Origin of the sequence: Nonomuraea sp. 3-1Str, assembly GCF_031570565.1 — a bacterium.
Taxonomy (GTDB): domain Bacteria; phylum Actinomycetota; class Actinomycetes; order Streptosporangiales; family Streptosporangiaceae; genus Nonomuraea.
In genome coordinates, this window is sequence record NZ_JALHBK010000031.1 from 39,980 (window position 1) to 56,953 (window position 16,974).

Annotated in this window: 17 protein-coding genes; 11 read left to right on the forward strand and 6 right to left on the reverse strand. The window is 74.0% G+C overall.

Features of this window, described 5'->3' with window-relative positions:
• Positions 1 to 4: 4 nt before the first annotated feature.
• Positions 5 to 1,003 carry a hypothetical protein gene (locus tag MTP10_RS34830; RefSeq protein ID WP_310715099.1) on the reverse strand — a complete coding sequence of 333 codons (999 nt, stop codon included), beginning with the start codon at positions 1,001 to 1,003 and terminating at the stop codon, positions 5 to 7.
• 56 nt (positions 1,004 to 1,059) lie between these two features.
• Here MTP10_RS34830 and MTP10_RS34835 point away from each other — a divergent pair, with 56 nt between their 5' ends.
• Complete coding sequence (locus MTP10_RS34835; protein ID WP_310715101.1) at positions 1,060 to 2,058, forward strand: aldo/keto reductase family protein; 999 nt, start codon at positions 1,060 to 1,062, stop codon at positions 2,056 to 2,058.
• A 144-nt stretch (positions 2,059 to 2,202) separates the two neighbouring features.
• Here MTP10_RS34835 and MTP10_RS34840 read toward each other — a convergent pair whose 3' ends face one another.
• Positions 2,203 to 2,409 (reverse strand): hypothetical protein, encoded by a 207-nt coding sequence (locus MTP10_RS34840; RefSeq protein WP_310715103.1) that lies wholly within the window; start codon positions 2,407 to 2,409, stop codon positions 2,203 to 2,205.
• A 185-nt stretch (positions 2,410 to 2,594) separates the two neighbouring features.
• Here MTP10_RS34840 and MTP10_RS34845 point away from each other — a divergent pair, with 185 nt between their 5' ends.
• On the forward strand, positions 2,595 to 3,698 hold the full coding sequence (locus MTP10_RS34845; protein ID WP_310715105.1) for a bifunctional adenosylcobinamide kinase/adenosylcobinamide-phosphate guanylyltransferase: 1,104 nt from the start codon (positions 2,595 to 2,597) through the stop codon (positions 3,696 to 3,698).
• A gap of 125 nt (positions 3,699 to 3,823) precedes the next feature.
• Here the strand turns inward: MTP10_RS34845 and MTP10_RS34850 are convergent, their stop codons facing one another.
• On the reverse strand, positions 3,824 to 4,624 hold the full coding sequence (locus MTP10_RS34850) for an ATP-binding cassette domain-containing protein (protein ID WP_310715107.1): 801 nt from the start codon (positions 4,622 to 4,624) through the stop codon (positions 3,824 to 3,826).
• 33 nt (positions 4,625 to 4,657) lie between these two features.
• Between MTP10_RS34850 and MTP10_RS34855 the strand changes: the two genes are divergently transcribed.
• The gene (locus MTP10_RS34855; RefSeq protein WP_310715110.1) at positions 4,658 to 5,473 is read left to right on the forward strand and encodes an adenosylcobinamide-GDP ribazoletransferase; all 816 of its coding nucleotides are present in this window, start codon (positions 4,658 to 4,660) and stop codon (positions 5,471 to 5,473) included.
• 73 nt (positions 5,474 to 5,546) lie between these two features.
• On the opposite strand, the gene MTP10_RS34860 is transcribed toward MTP10_RS34855, so the two are convergent.
• The 3 genes from MTP10_RS34860 to MTP10_RS34870 are packed head-to-tail and all read right to left on the reverse strand — an operon-like array spanning position 5,547 to position 7,809.
• A complete protein-coding gene (locus MTP10_RS34860; RefSeq protein ID WP_310715113.1) occupies positions 5,547 to 6,503 on the reverse strand; it encodes a CPBP family intramembrane glutamic endopeptidase in 957 nt (318 codons plus the stop codon).
• Positions 6,500 to 7,465: a hypothetical protein gene (locus MTP10_RS34865; protein WP_310715115.1), complete on the reverse strand. Its 966-nt coding sequence runs from the start codon at positions 7,463 to 7,465 to the stop codon at positions 6,500 to 6,502. Before MTP10_RS34865 ends, MTP10_RS34860 begins: the two co-directional genes overlap by 4 nt.
• On the reverse strand, positions 7,462 to 7,809 hold the full coding sequence (locus tag MTP10_RS34870) for a GntR family transcriptional regulator (protein ID WP_310715117.1): 348 nt from the start codon (positions 7,807 to 7,809) through the stop codon (positions 7,462 to 7,464). Before MTP10_RS34870 ends, MTP10_RS34865 begins: the two co-directional genes overlap by 4 nt.
• Before the next feature lie 95 nt (positions 7,810 to 7,904).
• Here MTP10_RS34870 and MTP10_RS34875 point away from each other — a divergent pair, with 95 nt between their 5' ends.
• From MTP10_RS34875 to lipA, 8 genes are all read left to right on the forward strand, one after another.
• On the forward strand, positions 7,905 to 9,398 hold the full coding sequence (locus MTP10_RS34875) for a leucyl aminopeptidase (protein ID WP_310715118.1): 1,494 nt from the start codon (positions 7,905 to 7,907) through the stop codon (positions 9,396 to 9,398).
• A gap of 51 nt (positions 9,399 to 9,449) precedes the next feature.
• A complete protein-coding gene (gene lpdA / locus MTP10_RS34880) occupies positions 9,450 to 10,814 on the forward strand; it encodes a dihydrolipoyl dehydrogenase (RefSeq protein WP_310715119.1) in 1,365 nt (454 codons plus the stop codon).
• 37 nt (positions 10,815 to 10,851) lie between these two features.
• Entirely contained in the window at positions 10,852 to 12,330 is a 1,479-nt protein-coding gene (gene sucB, locus MTP10_RS34885; protein ID WP_310715122.1) for a 2-oxoglutarate dehydrogenase, E2 component, dihydrolipoamide succinyltransferase, read from the forward strand.
• A gap of 136 nt (positions 12,331 to 12,466) precedes the next feature.
• Positions 12,467 to 13,360, forward strand: coding sequence for a TIGR01777 family oxidoreductase (locus MTP10_RS34890; RefSeq protein WP_310715124.1), 894 nt, complete (start codon positions 12,467 to 12,469; stop codon positions 13,358 to 13,360).
• Positions 13,361 to 13,402: 42 nt separating this feature from the next.
• The gene (locus tag MTP10_RS34895; protein ID WP_310715126.1) at positions 13,403 to 14,140 is read left to right on the forward strand and encodes a peptidase E; all 738 of its coding nucleotides are present in this window, start codon (positions 13,403 to 13,405) and stop codon (positions 14,138 to 14,140) included.
• 38 nt (positions 14,141 to 14,178) lie between these two features.
• A complete protein-coding gene (lipB, locus tag MTP10_RS34900; RefSeq protein WP_310715127.1) occupies positions 14,179 to 14,871 on the forward strand; it encodes a lipoyl(octanoyl) transferase LipB in 693 nt (230 codons plus the stop codon).
• 58 nt (positions 14,872 to 14,929) lie between these two features.
• Positions 14,930 to 15,967 (forward strand): hypothetical protein, encoded by a 1,038-nt coding sequence (locus MTP10_RS34905; RefSeq protein ID WP_310715130.1) that lies wholly within the window; start codon positions 14,930 to 14,932, stop codon positions 15,965 to 15,967.
• Positions 15,968 to 16,029: 62 nt separating this feature from the next.
• Positions 16,030 to 16,959 carry a lipoyl synthase gene (gene lipA / locus MTP10_RS34910; protein WP_310715133.1) on the forward strand — a complete coding sequence of 310 codons (930 nt, stop codon included), beginning with the start codon at positions 16,030 to 16,032 and terminating at the stop codon, positions 16,957 to 16,959.
• Positions 16,960 to 16,974: the final 15 nt, after the last annotated feature.

Below are 16,974 nucleotides of genomic sequence, written 5' to 3' on the forward strand. Positions count from 1 at the left end.
TCTCCTACCGCCGGCCCCAGACGAGCGAGCCGTCCACGACGCGGGGCCGCCACTCTCCCAGCCGGCCCCGCTCCAGGGCGTCGGCCGTGGCCTTCAGCAGGGCGTAGTACGACCTGACCTTCGGGCCGGCGGGCTCGGAGGTCCGCGACTCCTCGCCGGTCCCGACGATCTGGCCGAGGGCGCCGGAACCCTCGCCCGAGACGAACAGCACCCGCTCTCCCCGCGACGCCACCGGGATCAACTCGCCGCCCCGGCCGCCCTCGCGGCAGTGGTCGCGCCAGACGCCGCGGATCTGCCGGACCGCGTACAACTGCTCGCCGAAGAACCCGAAAGACGCCGCCCCGTTGTGGCGCAGCAGGGAGGCGCGCAGGGCGTCCGGGAACTCCATGCCCATGTACGCCTCCGCGAACGCGAGCGTCCTCGGTCTGCTCCGGGCCCCGAGCGTCGCGTAGGTCCGCGGCGCGTTCCGCCTCAGCCACCGCTCGACGCGCCCCCACTGGCGGTTGACGGCGCGCCGCACACGCGGGTCGATCGGCCGTACCACCACGGGACGCGACCGGCGACGGCAGCCGAGGCTCAGCGGCGTCTCCGGGTCGGCGCTCGGGGACGCGCCGGCGGGGGTCGCGGACGCCGAGGGAGCCGGTGGCGGTGTGGCGGCCGCGGGCATGACGGGCGCCGTCGTGGCCGGGACCGTCGTGGCTGGGACCGTCGTGGCGGCGGGCGTCACGAGCGCCGTTGCGACCACGAGCGCCACCGCCACGATCGCGCCGGCGCCGAGCACGAGCGGCGTGACCCGCCCCGCCGGCCGTGCGCCGCGAGCCGACAGGCCCGTCCCGGCGTCCCGGCCGGGACCCCTCGCTTCAGAAGTCGCGTGACCAGACGCCTGACCTGCCGTACCACCTGCCGTTTCACCGGCCGTCTCCCGGTGCGACCGGCGGCGCAGCCGTACGGCGATCGCGGTCAGGATCGCCGCAGTCAGCGCCGTCCGTACGAGCTTCAGCACGTCGCGCACCCTATCCCGAATCCGGTCACATCACGTGACCGCCTAGGGTCGGGTGTATGGAATTCCGTCACCTCGGCCGCAGCGGTCTCAAGGTCAGCGAGATCAGCTACGGTAACTGGCTCACCCATGGCTCCCAGGTCGAGGAGGAGGCCGCCAAGCAGTGTGTGCAGGCCGCCCTCGACGAGGGGGTCACCACGTTCGACACCGCCGACGTCTACGCCGGCACCAAGGCCGAGGAGGTCCTCGGCCGGGCGCTGAAGGGCGTGCGCCGCGAGTCGCTGGAGATCTTCACCAAGGTCTACTGGCCCACCGGACCGGGCCAGAACGACCGTGGCCTGTCCCGCAAGCACATCACCGAGTCGATCAACGGCTCCCTGCGCCGCCTCCAGACCGACTACGTCGACCTCTACCAGGCGCACCGGTTCGACGCCGAGACGCCGCTCGAAGAGACCCTGAAGACGTTCGACGACCTCGTACGGCAGGGCAAGGTCCTCTACATCGGCGTCAGCGAGTGGACCGCCGACCAGATCGCCCGGGCGCTGAAGATCGCCGACGAGATGGGCTTCGACCGGATCGTGTCCAACCAGCCGCAGTACTCCGCGCTGTGGCGGGTCATCGAGGCCGAGATCGTGCCGCTGTCCGAGCGTGAGGGCATCGGCCAGATCGTCTGGTCGCCGATCGCGCAGGGCGTGCTCACCGGCAAGTACCTGCCCGGCCAGCAGCCCCCGGAGGGCTCCCGCGCCACCGACCCGAGCGGCAGCGGCATGATCGCCCGGTTCATGAACGACGACGTGCTCACCCGCGTCCAGAACCTCAAGCCGATCGCGGCCGACCTCGGGCTCAGCATGGCGCAGCTCGCCGTCGCCTGGGTGCTGCAGAACCCGAACGTGTCCAGCGCGATCATCGGCGCCTCCCGCCCCGAGCAGGTGCGCGACAACGTGAAGGCGGCCGGCGTCAAGCTGGACGCCGAGGTGCTCAAGCAGATCGACGACGTCCTCGGCTCCGTCGTCGAGCGCGACCCCGGCAAGACCGTCAGCCCCGCCAAGCGCCCCTGACCCGTACCTGAACGTTCGTCCGCGTGCGGCGGCCGGCGGGATCCCGCACGCGAGGCCCCTGGCACACGAGACCCCTCGAGCCATGACCACCGGCTCGAGGGGTCTCGCGTCTCACAGCTCGTGATCTCCATGGACGCGCGGCCGTCACTCCGCGCGCAGGGACATCCCCTGGTATTCGACACGGTCCTCGTCGAGCAGGGCGACCTGCTCGACACCGGACTCGAGCAGCTCACGCCAGTTCTCGCCGAGCCAGGACTCCGCGTCGGCCTGGCTCGGGAACACCTCTCGCGGCAACGGGCGGTCTGTCACCTCACCGCCATGCGCGTTCTCGTAACGCCACCGCCATGTCATGCCATACGCTCCTTTTCCGCGGGTTCGCCGGCGCACCCTCCGGCGGCACTGGCACCCTACTCCCGCGCCCCGGCGGGGGCCCGCACCCCGCACAGCCGTCCGCCCGCCCTGCCGTCCGCTCCGGCCCGCCCGGCCCGGGACGGGGCGTGCCGCCGCGGGCCGCCGGGGCGCGTACCCTCGGCGCGGTGAAGGTCTTTCTCCCCGGTACGGCGGGTGGCGCGGGCTGGCCGGAGCCGGGCTGCCGGTGCGCCTCCTGCGGGCGTCTTCCCGCCGGTCGCCGGCGGCCGTTCGAGGCGATCGTGGACGGCGCCGTACGCCTGCCGTGCCACTCCCCGCCGTCCGGCTACCGCGCCTTCGGGGAAGGCCACGGCCTGGAGGGCCCCGACGGCACACGCGTGCTGTACGCGCCTTCCGGCCACCCGACCGGCCTGCCGGGCACCGGCCTTTCGGAGACGGCGGGCGGGCGTGGCCGCTGCGACCTGCTGCTGATCGACCTGCTCGACCGGCCGGAGCGGCTCGGGCTGCTGCGCCGCGAAGGGATCGCGGACGGGGACACCCTCGTGGTGGCGGTCGGGCTCGACCACCGGGTGCGCTCCGAGGAGGAGCTGGCCCGGCGGCTGGCGCTGTGGGGCGCGCGGGCCGTGCCGGACGGCACGACACTCGACACGGCCCACCGATCAGCCGGGGCCCGCCCGGAGAGGACGGTTCCCGGCGTGACGCCCGTGGGCCGTCCGGAGGGGACAGTTTCCGGCGTGACGCCCGTGGGCCGTCCGTGGCGTGAGCTGGTGCTGGGCGGGACGCGTTCGGGGAAGTCGGCCGAGGCGGAGCTGCGGCTGGCCGCCGAGCCGTACGTCACCTACGTCGCCACCGGCCCCGGCGGCGAGGGCGACGCCGAGTGGGCGGCGCGGATCAGCGCGCACCGGCGGCGCAGGCCGGCGCACTGGGCGACGCTGGAGACGACCGACCTCGCCGGGGCGGTGCGGGACGCCACCACGCCGCTGCTGGTGGACGGGCTGGGCACGTGGCTGGCGGCGGTGTTCGACGAGCACGGCGCCTGGGAGGGCGACCGGGCCGCCGTGCGGCGGCGGTGCGACGAGCTGGTGGCGGCCTGGCGCGGGGCTCGGTGCCGCGTCGTGGCGGTGTCGGACGAGGTGGGCATGGGCGTGGTGCCCGCGACGCCGAGCGGGCGGATGTTCAGGGACGCGCTGGGCCGCCTCAACGAGCGCCTGGCGGCCGAGTCGGAGGACGTCGCCCTCGTCGTGGCGGGCCGCCTCGTCCCCCTGCCGTGACCTCCCACCGGGCCGGACGAGGTGGCCGGGCGAGGTGGCCGGGCGAGGTGGCCGGGCGAGGTGGCCGGGCGAGGTGGCCGGACGGTCAGGGACGGATGATCAGGGCGGATGGTCAGGGCGGACGGTCAGGGACGGACGGCGCGGGCGTACCAGCGGCCGTCGAGGCGGTCGACGTGGAGGGCGCGGCCGAAGCACTCGGACAGGTTGGCGGGCGTGAGGACGTCCGCCACCGGCCCCGCCGCCTGGACGCGGGCGTCGCGCATGAGCATGGCGTGCGTGGTCGTGGCGGGGATCTCCTCCAGGTGGTGCGTCACCGTGATCGTGGTGAGCACCGGCCGCGTCGCCGCCAGGTCCTCGACCGCTGCGATGAGGTCCTCGCGGGCCGGCAGGTCCAGGCCGGCGTACGGCTCGTCCAGCAGCAGCACCGCCGGGTCGGGCATGAGCGACCTGGCCACCCTGATCCGGGCCCGCTCCCCCTGGGAGCACACCCGGAACGGCCGGTCGGCCAGGTCCTTGCAGCCGAGGTCGGCCAGCAGGCGCAGGGCGCGGTCACGCTCGGCGTCGCCGTATCTGTCCCAGAGAGGGGCGCTGGTCCCGGTGTGCCCGGTGAGCACCACGGTGAGCGCGGTGGCCCCCTCCTCCTCCAGGAGCCCTTCGTCGACCAGGCGCTGGCTGGAGGCGACCAGGCCGATGTGGCGGCGCAGGGACCGCAGGTCGACCCGGCCGAGGCGGTGGCCGAGCACGCTGACCGCGCCCTCGGTCGGGTGCCGCACGGCGGCGGCCAGCGACAGCAGCGTCGTCTTCCCCGCCCCGTTGGGGCCGAGGATCGCCCAGTGCTCGCCGTACTCCACCCGCCAGTCGACGCCGCTCAGCAGCGTCTTGCCGACGACCCGGACCGCTACGCCTTCGAGTTGAACCACGTGCATCCGCTCACCCTAACGGCCGTACCATCGACCGTTATGCGGCTTCGCGGGGGATCTCCCGGCTCCTCGCCGGGCGGGACGGGCCGGATGGACGGGCTCCGGCTGGCCGTGGGCATGCTGACGATCTTCCCGGTACGCGTGGAACGGGTGGACCGGCGGGCCGCGGGCGTGGCCATGCTCGTGGCGCCGGCCGTGGGGCTGGTGCTGGGGGCGGTGGCCTGCCTGCCGCTGTTGCTCCCGGGGCCGCCGCTGCTGGGCGCGGTGCTGGCGGTGGGGGTGCTCGCGGTACTGACGCGGGGGCTCCACCTGGACGGGCTGGCGGACCTGGCCGACGGGCTGGGCAGCGGCAAGCCCGCCGGTCAAGCTCTCGACATCATGAAAAAGTCGGACATCGGGCCGTTCGGTGTCATGACGCTGGTGATCACGCTGTTCGCCCAGGTGGCCGCGCTGGCGGCGGCCGGGCCGTACGCGCTGGTGACCGCCTGCGTGACGGGGCGGCTGGCCCTCGTCTGGGCCTGCCGTCCGGGGGTGCCGGCCGCGCGGCCCGGCGGGCTGGGATCGGCGGTCGCCGGCACGGTACGGCCCGCGACCGCATGGCTGGTGACCGCGGCGACGCTCACCGCGGCCGCCGGCGCCGGGCTGGCCGGCACCGGGCTGTCCGGCGTGGGGCTCCCCAGCGCTGTGCCGCTCGCCTTGCTGCTGCCCCTCGCCATGGCCGCAGGGCTGGGAGTCGCTCTGCTGCTGCTCCGGCGGGCACGGAGCCGGCTGGGAGGCGTCACCGGGGACGTGCTCGGCGCGCTGGTGGAGACGGCGACGACGGGCGTCCTGGTGGTGTGCGCGATGGCGGGCTGACCCGCACGGGCCGACCCGCGGGGCCGCGTTCCGGACTCCGTACGCGAAGGCGGGCGGAGCGCAGAGCCCCGGATCAGGGGTCCGCGTGCGAGGGCTCCGTGAGCGGCGAGGCGGCGGGCCCGGGCCGCCGTACGGGGAAGAAGCGGAGCAGCGCCACACCCGTCACGGCGAGTACGGCCCACCCGACCAGGCCCGTGAGCCCGGCCACGACCGGGTCGGGCGGCGCGGCGGCGTCGCCGAGCAGCACGACGACGCCCGTCACCGCGTTCACCGAGCCGTGGGCGACCACGGCGGGCCACACGCTGCCCGAGCGCAGCCGCAGCCAGCCGAACACCACCCCGGCCGCCACGCAGAACCCCACGAAGTAGAGGGCGGCCCACGGGCCGAGGCGAGCGTAGTTGTAGCCCAGGAGCGTGAGCGGCGCGTGCCAGAGCCCCCAGACGACGCCGGAGAGGATCAGCCCGGCGACCGGACCGCGCGCGGCCACGAGCCGGGGCACCAGCCAGCCACGCCAGCCCCACTCCTCGCCGAGTGCCGGGACCGCGTTGAGCAGCGGGCCGGCCAGCACCGCGAGCACGACCTGGACGGTGACCATCGTGGAGAGCCCGGCCGGCACCTGCGCCCCCTGCGCCCGCAGTGCCTCCTGGAACAGGCTGAACCGGGTGAGGTCCAGCGAGACCAGCCCCAGCGCGGCGCTGAGTGCGATCGACACCGCCACGAGCAGCGGCACGCCGAGCCAGGCGAGCAGCACGAGCAGCAGGGTGCGGCCGGGCCGCTCCCCCAGCGTCAGCCCCGTCTCGCGGGCGAACACGCGGAACGGCGGCCGCCGGGTCCCGCCGGAACCGCCCGGTCCACCCGACCGGCCCGGCAGCAGCCACACAGCCAGCACGCCCAGAGCGGGCGTGAACATCATCAGCACCGCCGACACCTGCGTCGGCGGCGTGCCGAGGCCGCCGGCGAGCCAGACGGGCAGCGCCACGACCCACGCCAGCCCGAACGACACGGCCAGGAACACCGGCAGCCGGTTCATACGGGTGCCCGTTCGGCGATGAGGGCGTTGATCAGGGACGCCCCGCGCTCGGCGTCGTCGACGCTGATCGCCAACTGCCCGCCCGAGCGGTAACGGACCACCAGGCACTCCCCGCCGCGCAGCATGATCGTGGCGCTGCCCGGGAGGCCGCGGAAGCCCCACCCGCCGACCTCGGCGGGGCTGCGCGTCTCGGCCCACGCCCGCTCGATGGCGTCCAGGCGGATCCTGCGCACCGGCCACCTCAGCGGCCCGAGCCCGATCGCGAGCCCGTCCTCGGTGACCCGCGCCGCGAGCGACGACGTGAACAGGCCGACGGCCAGCGTGATCCCCAGGCCGGGCAGCAGCGCGCGAGCGGCGCCGCCGCCGGCCAGGCCGAGCAGCACGAGCACGGCCACGACGCACAGCGCCACCCCGGCGACCACGGTCACCGCAGCCAGCCATCGGTTGCCGGCCCGGCCGACCCACACGGCGCGCCGGCCGGCCTGGAGCCGCAGCGACGGCGGCGCGGACTCCCCCGCGGACGGCGGGTCGGTCTCGCCGCGGCGCAGGTATCCGGCCAGCACGCCCACGGCCAGGGACACGCCCAGGACCGCGGCCACCCGCCAGCCGCTCAGCCGTGCCTCGGTCCAGGAGGCGGCGTCCAGGTTGGCCAGCAGGCTCATGCCGCCCAGCCCGAGGAAGAGCACGGCGCCCCCGGCGAGGGCGCCCCACCACCCGGCCCGGCCGTTCCTGCGCTCCTGCGCCATCGGGGCGAGCACGACGAGGGTGACCCAGAGGACGCTCCAGAGCGCCACGATCATCATCGTCGACACGGCGAGCGGCATCGCGCCGTCGGGCCCGGACCCGCCGCTCCAGTGGGTGGCGACCGGGTCGGGCAGCCGGTCCCGTACGGCGAGCGGCGCCACGGCCAGGACCGCGGAGACCAGGAGGCCACACAGCGTGGCCGACGTTCGGGGGGTCATGGCAGCTCCTCCAGGATGGTGATGAGGTCCTCGCGGCGGTAGCCGTGCCTCTGGGCGTCCTCCAGCAGCTCGCGCGCCCGCTGGACCAGCAGGGCGCGGCCGCCGGCGGCGCCGGCGACGCTGACGCCCCGTCCCCGCCTGAACTCCAGCAGGCCCTCGTCGCGCAGGTCGCGCAGGGCGCGCAGCACCGTGTTGGTGTTGATGCCGAGCGCCAGGGCCAGGTCACGGGCCGGCGGCAGCCGGTCTCCAGGGGCGTACGAGCCCTCGCCGATGGCCCGGCGGATGGCCGCCGCCACCTGCTCGTGCAGGGGCCGGGCGTCGTTGAGGTCGAGTGTCAGCAACATGATGCCAATGACACTAGCACCATTCCATCACCGCTGATAGGTGGGATGAACCCCTGTTTGTGAGTACCTCGTAACCCTCGATAGAGTCCATTTACGTGACCACTGTGCGGCTGAACTCAGCAGATCCCGTCTCTTTCGACACCGACGCGCTGATCGTCGGGTTCCGGTCCGGCTCCGAAGCCCCCCGCCCCGTCACGAGCGCCGACGCGCTCGACGCGGCCTTCGGGGGCAAGCTCGCCGCCTCCCTGACCGCCGCCGGCTTCAGCGGCCGGCCCGGCGAGATCGCCAAGATCCCCACCTTCGGCGCCATCACCGCCCCGCTGCTGGTCGCGGTGGGCCTGGGTGACGATGCGTCCGGCAAGGACGACGCGGAGGGCCTGCGGCGCGCGGCCGGCGCCGCCGCCCGCTCCCTCGCCGGCACCGCCCGCGCCGCGCTCGCGCTGCCCGCCGGGTCCGCCGCGGACGCCGAGGGCGACGCCCTCGGCGCGCTGCTCGGCGCGTACGGCTTCAGCCGCTACCGCACCGGCGAAGGCGCCAAGGCGCCCGTGGCCGAGCTGGAGGTGCTGTCCCCGCTCCCCGCCGAGGAGGCCGGACGGATCGCGGAGCGGGTCACCGCGCTCGCCGAATCCGTCACCCTGGTGCGCGACCTGGTCAACACCCCGCCCTCCGACCTGTGGCCGGGCAAGTTCGCCGAGATCGCCGAGCAGGCGGCCGCGAAGGCCGGCCTGACGGTCGAGGTGCTCGACGAGAAGCAGCTCAAGGACGGCGGCTACGGCGGCCTCATCGGCGTCGGCCAGGGCTCGGCCAACCCGCCGCGGCTCGTCCGCCTCTCCTACACCCACCCCGACGCGGGCAAGACGCTGGCGTTCGTGGGCAAGGGCATCACCTTCGACTCCGGCGGCCTGTCGCTCAAGCCGTCCGCGTCCATGGACTGGATGAAGTCCGACATGGGCGGCGCGGCGGCCGTCTTCGGCGCGCTGCTCGGCATCGCCCGCCTGGGCCTGCCGGTCAACGCCGTCGGCTACCTCTGCCTGGCCGAGAACCTGCCGAGCGGCACCGCGCAGCGCCCCTCCGACGTCATCCACAGCTACAGCGGCAAGACCGTCGAGGTGCTCGACACCGACGCCGAGGGCCGCCTGGTGCTCATGGACGGCATCGCCCGCGCCGCCGAGGACGCCCCCGACCTGATCGTGGACGTGGCCACGCTCACCGGCGCGCAGATCGTCGCGCTCGGCTGGCGCACGGCCGGCGTCATGGCCAACGACGACGCCGTCCGGGAGCTCGTCGTCGAGGCCGCGACGGCCGCCGGCGAGGGCGCCTGGGGCATGCCGCTGCCCGAGGAGCTGCGCAAGGGCCTCGACTCGCCGATCGCCGACATCGCCAACCTCCAGCCCGAGCGCTGGGGCAGCATGCTGGCCGCGGGCATCTTCCTCAAGGAGTTCGTGCCCGACGGCGTGCGCTGGGCGCACATCGACATGGCCGGCCCCGCCTTCAACAAGGGCGAGCCGTACGGCTACATCCCCAAGGGCGGCACGGGCGCCATCACCCGGACCCTGATCGGACTGGCCGAGCGGCACGCGAGCATCTGAAACAAATGAAAAGATGACGGCATCACGAACACCCCGACAAGGAGCCTTCCTGTGGCCTACGACATCGTCGTCCTAGGTGGCGGCAGCGGCGGCTATGCCTGCGCGCTGAGGGCTGCCGAGCTGGGCAAGTCCGTCGCCCTGATCGAGAAGGACAAGATCGGCGGCACCTGCCTCCACCGGGGATGCATCCCCACCAAGGCTCTGCTGCACTCCGCCGAGGTCGCCGACGAGACCCGCGAGAGCGAGACGTTCGGCGTCAAGGCGCGCTTCGACGGCATCGACGTCCCCGGCGTCCACGCGTTCAAGGACAAGATCGTCACCCGCGCCTGGAAGGGCGTGCAGGGGCTGCTCAAGGGCGCCGGCGTGACGATCGTCGAGGGAGAGGGCCGCCTCGTCGGGGAGCGCGCGATCCAGGTCGGCTCCGAGGTGTACGAGGGCGCCAGCCTCGTCCTCGCCACCGGCTCCGCGCCCCGCTCCCTGCCCGGCCTGGAGATCGACGGCGAGCGCGTCATCACCAGCGAGCACGTGCTGACCATGGACCACGTCCCGGCCTCCGTGATCGTGCTGGGCGGCGGCGTGATCGGCGTCGAGCTGGCCAGCGTCTACCGCTCGTTCGGCGCCGAGGTCACGATCGTCGAGGCGCTGCCGCATCTGCTGCCCACCGAGGAGGAGTCGAGCTCCAAGCTGCTGGAGCGGGCCTTCCGCCGCCGTGGCATCAAGTACGAGCTGGGCGTCTTCTTCGACAGCGCCAAGACCACCGACACGGGCGTGGTGGTCACCCTGGCCAACGGCAAGACCCTCGACGCCGAGGTGCTGCTCGTCGCGGTCGGCCGCGGCGCGGTGTCCTCCGGCATGGGCTTCGAGGAGGCCGGCATCACGATCGAGCGCGGCGCCGTCGTGGTGGACGAGCACTGCCGCACGTCGGTCCCCGGCATCTACGCGATCGGCGACCTGATCCCCACCCTGCAGCTGGCCCACGCCGGCTTCGCCGAGGGCATCATGGTCGCCGAGCACATCGCCGGCCTCAACCCGCCGCCCATCGACTACGCCGGAGTGCCGCGCATCACCTACTCCGACCCCGAGGTCGCCTCGGTGGGCATCACGTCCGCGCAGGCCGCCGAGCGCGGCATCGAGATCGTGGAGCAGGTCTACGACCTCGCCGGCAACCCGAAGAGCCAGATCCTCGGCACCGCGGGAGCGGTCAAGGTCATCGCCCAGAAGGACGGGCCCGTCGTCGGCGTCCACATGGTGGGCCGCCGCATCGGCGAGCTCGTGACCGAGGGTCAGCTGATCTACAACTGGGAGGCGCTGCCCGCAGAGGTCGCCCAGCTCATCCACGCACACCCGACCCAGTCCGAGGCCATGGGTGAGGCGATGCTGGCACTGGCCGGCAAGCCGCTGCACGTTCACAACTAGTCCAGCCCTCGAGATCAGAACGCGAGAGAAGATAACGATGCCGGTCTCCGTACAGATGCCCCAGCTCGGCGAGAGCGTCACCGAGGGCACGGTAACCCGTTGGCTGAAGAAGGAGGGCGAGCGCGTCGAGGCCGACGAGCCGCTCCTCGAAGTGTCGACCGACAAGGTCGACACCGAGATCCCGTCGCCGTCAGCGGGTGTCATCACCAAGATTGTCGTCGCGGAGGACGAGACCGTCGAGGTCGGCGCCGAGCTGGCCATCATCGACGAGAACGGCCAGGCCGGCGGTGCCGCCCCCGCGCAGGAGGAGGCTCCGGCCCCCGCCGCGCAGCCCGAGCCTGAGCCCGCCCCGGCCTCGTCGATCCCGCAGCCCGCGCCGGCCCAGCCGGCCGCCCCGCCGCAGCCGGCTCCGGCCCCGCAGGCGCAGCAGGCCCCGCCCGCGCCGGCCCCCGCTCCGGCTCCGCAGGCCCCGGCCCCGCAGGCCCCCGCCCCGCAGGCGCAGGCCCCGGCCGAGCCCGCTGCCCCGTCCACGGGTGAGAGCCCGTACGTGACGCCGCTGGTGCGCAAGCTCGCCAACGAGCACGGCGTCGACCTGGAGGCGATCACCGGCACCGGCGTCGGCGGCCGCATCCGCAAGCAGGACGTGCTGGAGGCCGCCAAGGCGCAGCGCGAGCAGGCCCAGCCGGCCGCCCAGGCCCCCGCCGCCCAGCCGGCCGCCGCGGCCCCGGCCGCCCAGGCCCCGGCGGCGCAGGCCCCGGCCGCGGCGCCCGAGCCCGTCGAGGTCGACACCACGCTGCGCGGCCGCACCGAGAAGATGTCGCGCCTGCGGCAGACCATGTCCAAGCGGCTGGTCGAGTCGCTGCAGACCGCGGCTCAGCTCACCACGGTCGTCGAGGTCGACGTCACCAAGATCGCTCGGCTGCGTGACCAGGCCAAGGGCGAGTTCCTGCGCCGCGAGGGCGTCAAGCTGTCGTTCATGCCGTTCTTCGAGATGGCCGCGATCGAGGCGCTCAAGCAGCACCCCAAGCTCAACGCGACGATCAACAACGAGACCATGGAGGTCACCTACTTCGACGTCGAGCACCTGGGCATCGCGGTCGACACCGAGCGCGGCCTGATCGCGGCGGTCATCAAGAACGCCGGCGACCTCAACCTCGCCGGGCTGGCCCGTAAGACGGCCGACCTGGCCGAGCGCACCCGCGCCAACAAGGTGACGCCCGACGAGATCACCGGCGGCACGTTCACGCTGACCAACACCGGCAGCCGCGGCGCCCTGTTCGACACGCCGATCCTCAACCAGCCGCAGGTCGGCATGCTGGGCACCGGCGCCGTCGTCAAGCGTCCCGTGGTGGTGGACACGCCGGAGGGCGAGGTCATCGCGGTCCGCTCGATGGTGTACCTGGCGCTGACGTACGACCACCGCCTGGTGGACGGCGCCGACGCCGCCCGTTTCCTGACGACGGTCAAGCGCCGTCTGGAGGAGGGCCGCTTCGAGGCCCAGCTCGGCCTGGCGTGACCCGGTCCCCGCGTGACGCGGGGTGACACGGTTCCCGTGAGGAGGCCCGGACGGTTGTCGTCCGGGCCTCTTTCCGTGCGGCGGGCTCCCGGCGTGCTGCCCCGTGAGGCGCGAGGGCGCGGCGTAGGGTGGGTTGATGGCGATCATCGTGACCGGGGCGTCCGGGCTGCTGGGGAGTGCGCTGGCCGGGGCCCTGCGGGAGCGCGGCGACCGGGTCGTCGCACTGGTGCGGCGCCCGCCCGCGGGCCCGGACGAGCGGTTCTGGGACCCGTCCGCGGGCGTGCTGGACCCCGCGGCCCTGGAGGACGCCACCGCGGTGGTCCACCTCGCCGGGGCGCCCATCGGTGACCGGCGCTGGAGCCCCGCCTACAAGCGCGAGCTCGTCCGCAGCCGGATCGAGGGCACCCGCACCCTGGTGACGGCCCTCAGAGGGCTGTCACGGCCGCCTGAGGCGCTGCTGTCGGCCTCCGGGGTGGACTTCTACGGCGACACGGGCGACCGGCCGATCGACGAGAGCGCGGGCCAGGGACGTGGCTTCCTGGCGGAGCTGTGCGCCCGCTGGGAGCGCGAGGCCCGGGAGGCGGAGTCGCTGGGGGTCCGGACGGCGCAGTTGCGCACCGGTCTGGCGCTGAGCCGGCGGGGCGGCGCGCTCGGCCGGATGCTGCCGATCTTCCGGGCCGGGCTCGGCGCCCCGCTCGGCTCGGGCCGGCAGTACTGGTCGTGGATCTCGGAGACGGACTGGGTGGGCGCGGTGCTGCACGTCCTGGACCACCGTGAGGCGTCCGGCCCGGTGAATCTCACCTCGCCCGCACCTGTCACCAACGAGACGTTCACGCGGACCCTGGGCAAGGCGCTGCGCAAGGGCACGGTGCCGATGCCGGTGCCGGCGTTCGCGCTCAGCCTGGGGATCGGGGAGTTCGCCAGGGAGGCGCTGCTGCCCGGGCACCGCGTCCTGCCGCGCAGGCTGGAGGACACCGGGTACGGCTTCGCCCATACCAGTCTCGACGAGGCGCTGCGCGCCGTACTCTAGGGTGCTGTTCTCGCAGCATCGGCACCTTGGGGAGGCACCGGCATGAGCAGGTCAGGGCAGTCGCACATTCTGGCCATCGGCGGCGGATCGTTCGTTCCCACCCAGCGCCACGGCTTCCTCCAGGCGAGCCCGCTGCTGCGCTACGCGCTCGACCTGACCGGCCAGGACCGGCCACGCCTGGGCCTGCTGGCCACCGCGACGGGCGACGACGCCGACTGGCTGCTGAAGATGTACGGGGCGTTCGCCGGGTGGGACGTCGAGGTGAGCCACCTGACCGTCTTCCCCATGCCCAACGTCGCCGACCCCCGGGCCTGGATCCTGGAGCAGGACGTCATCTACGTCAGCGGCGGCAGCGTGGCCAACCTGATGGCGCTGTGGCGGCTGCACGGCCTGGACGAGGCGTTCGAGGAGGCGTGGCGGGCCGGGGTGGTGCTGTCCGGGCAGAGCGCGGGCGCGCTGTGCTGGCACGTCGGCGGCAACACCGACTCCTTCGGGCCGGAGCTGCGGGTGTGGGCCGACGGCCTGGCCCTGCTCCCCTACGCGTGCGGGGTGCACTACGACTCCGACCCGCAGCGGCGCGCGCTGCTCCAGGCCTCGGTGGCCGGCGGGGAGATGCCCGGCGGCTACGCGGCCGACGAGGGCGTGGGGCTGCACTACGTGGGCACCGAGTTCATCCAGGCGGTCAGCACGAGACCGGGCGCGTACGCCTACCGGGTGGAGCACGACGGCGACGGCGGGGTGAAGGAGTTCAGGATCGAGCCGCGCCTGCTGACCTCCTGAATTACCCTTCAAGGGTGACGGAACGGCACAATGGACCCATGCGCCCCAGGCACGGGGTCGATCCCCTCGCACTCGCCATCGTCCGCCTCGGTGTCGACGTCCCCTATGAGCAGGCTTGGGCCCTGCAGCGTCAGGTGCACGGCAAACGGGTCGCCGGCGAGCTGACCGACACGGTGCTCCTGCTGGAGCACGCTCCGGTCTACACGGCCGGCAGGCGTGCCGCGCCGCACGAGCGGCCCGCCGACGGCACGCCGGTGATCGACGTCGATCGGGGCGGGCGCGTCACCTGGCACGGTCCTGGCCAGCTCGTCGCGTACCCGATCGTGGCCGTCGGCGACGTGACGACGTACGTGTGCCGCCTGGAGGAGGCGATGATCCAGATCTGCGCCGACTTCGGGGTCGTCGCCCGCCGGGTGAGCGGCCGGGCCGGCGTGTGGACGTCCGGCGATCCCGGTCTCGGGCTGCCCGACCGGCAGATCGGCGCGGTCGGCATCCGGGTGTCGCGCGGCGTCACGATGCACGGGTTCGCGCTCAACTGCGCCAACGACCCGCGCTGGTTCGACCGGATCCTGCCGTGCGGCATCCCCGACGTGGGGGTGACGTCGCTGTCGGCGGAGACGGGCCGGCGGATCGTGGTGGACGAGGTCCTGCCGATCGCGGAGAAGCGGCTGTCGGAGTCGCTCGGCATGCAGCCGTTCGACCTGCACGAAGAGGACCTCATGCGAAGGTAGCGGCCTCGGTGCCGCGAAAGGGATGGCCGGGGACGGGACGGGCGTCTACGCTCAGGCCGTGAACCGGCTGATCACTCTTCTCCTCGCGGTCCTCGTGCACGCCCTCACTCTCGCCTTCGTCGTGACCGGGGTGTGGATCGCCGCCGTCAACGCCGAGATGGTCTTCGGCTGGCTGGTGGGCGGCGTGCTGGTGGCGCTCGGCTGGATGCTGCGCCCCCGGCTGGGCGGGCGGCTGCCGGCCGACGCCGAGGTCCTCGGCCGCGAGGCCGCCGGAGAGCTGTACGGCCTCGCCGAGCGGGTGGCGGACCGGGCCGGCGGGCCGCGCCCGCGCGAGGTGGCGGTACGCGACCTCGACCCGGTCTCCCGTCTGCTGCGGGTCGGCCCGTTCCGCAGGCCCGTGCTCGTGGTGGGGCTGCCGCTGTGGCTGGCCCTGTCGCCCCGGCAGCGGGCGGCGGCGCTGGCCCTGGCGTACGCGGAGACGCCCACGGTCGAGGAGCTGGTCGTGGACGGCGCGCTGGCGACGCTGGCCGAGTGGCGCGAGGCGCTCCTGGGGGCGGCGCCGCTGGAGGTGCGGCACGAGGCGCAGACGAAGGTGCTCGCCTCGTCGCTCGGCCCGCTCCACCAGCCGGGCACCGGGTACGAGGCGGCCGGGCTGCTGGGCCGTCTCGTCGGCCGGGTGCTGGGCGGTCCGCTGCTCCTGCTGGAGCGGGGACTGACCCGGCTGGCGCGGGCGGACGCGGACCGCGTCGAGCGGCGGCGCGAGGACCTGGCGCGGCGGGTCGTGCCGGCGCGCGACCTCGCCGAGGTGCGCGGGCTGCTGGCGAGCGGCCGGTACCTGGCGCCGATGCAGGCCGCGGCGCTGCGCGGGGAGGGCGTGCCGGCCATCCGGGAGCAGGCGCTGGCGCGGGCCGCGCGGCCGTCCGCGGGGTCGGGAAAGGGCGCGGAACAGGGCTCCGGCCAGGACTTCGCCCGGAGCTCGGGCCTGGGCTCGGACGCGGGCTCGGAGCTGCTCGGCGCGGCCGAGTCGCACCGGATCGACGACGAGCTCCTGCGGCACTACACCCGGGCCGTCCGCGGGTTCGGCCTGATCGTCTGATACCCCCCGCGGGAATCCACCCCTCGCGTGGTCCAGGTCCCGGCGAGACGTAAGCTGGGCTGGTGACCGTTGCTCCTGAAGGCCGAAAGCTCCTCCGCCTGGAGGTGCGCAACGCCGAGACCCCTATCGAGCGCAAGCCCCCGTGGATCAAGACCAAGCTGAGGACGGGCCCCGAGTACACCGAGCTGAAATCGCTCGTGCGCCGGGAGGGCCTGCACACGGTCTGCGAAGAGGCGGGCTGCCCCAACATCTACGAGTGCTGGGAGGACCGCGAGGCGACGTTCCTCATCGGCGGCGACCAGTGCACGCGCCGGTGCGACTTCTGCCAGATCGACACGGGCAAGCCCAAGGAGTACGACCGGGACGAGCCGCGCCGGGTGGCCGAGTCGGTCCAGCAGATGGGCCTGCGCTACGCCACGGTGACCGGCGTGGCCCGTGACGACCTGCCCGACGGCGGCTCCTGGCTGTACGCCGAGACCGCGCGGCAGATCCACTCCCTGCTGCCCGGCTGCGGCGTCGAGCTGCTGGTGCCCGACTTCAACGGCGACCGCGGGCAGCTGGAGGAGGTCTTCTCCAGCAAGCCCGAGGTGTTCGCGCACAACGTCGAGACCGTGCCGCGGATCTTCAAGCGGATCCGGCCGGCGTTCCGCTACGAGCGGTCCCTGGCGGTGATCACCATGGCGCGCGAGGCGGGCCTGGTGACCAAGTCCAACCTGATCCTGGGCATGGGCGAGACGCGCGAGGAGGTCGTCGAGGCCATGCGCGACCTGCACGCGGCCGGCACCGACCTGCTCACCATCACCCAGTACCTCCGCCCGACGCCCCGCCACCATCCGGTGGAGCGGTGGGTCAAGCCGGAGGAGTTCGTGGAGCTGCAGGCCGAGGCCGAGGCCATCGGCTTCGCCGGCGTGCTGTCCGGGCCGCTGGTGCGCTCGTCGTACCGCGCGGGCCGGCTCTACCAGCAGGCGATCGAGGCGCGGCAGAGCGCCTGACGCACGGGTTGTCGC